This is a genomic window from Bacillus cereus group sp. BfR-BA-01355 (genome assembly GCF_022663675.1).
GTDB lineage: Bacteria > Bacillota > Bacilli > Bacillales > Bacillaceae_G > Bacillus_A > Bacillus_A thuringiensis_S.
Window position 1 is genome coordinate 1 of record NZ_JAKUFY010000473.1, and the last position, 223, is coordinate 223.

Sequence of the window (223 nt, forward strand, 5' to 3'; positions counted from 1 at the left end):
TTTTCTGTCTTGCGCCTTGTTCTTTCCAGAACATTTCGGACATGTTTGACTTGTATAAGAAGGGTTCACATATTCGACCTTTATGCCAACTAATGTCGCTTTGTACTCGATAAATTGTGCTAAACGATGGAATGACCAAGTGTGTAGATTTTTTTCGTTTTTACGGCTTGTTCGTGCCGTCTGTCTAATGTTCGTTAGTTGCTCTAATCGAATGACAGAAATA

General features: G+C 38.6%; 1 protein-coding gene. It reads right to left on the reverse strand.

Features of this window, described 5'->3' with window-relative positions; genetic code table 11:
* A partial coding sequence (locus MR167_RS32535) for an IS200/IS605 family accessory protein TnpB-related protein (protein WP_242316318.1) occupies nucleotides 1-223 on the reverse strand: 223 nt, incomplete at both ends.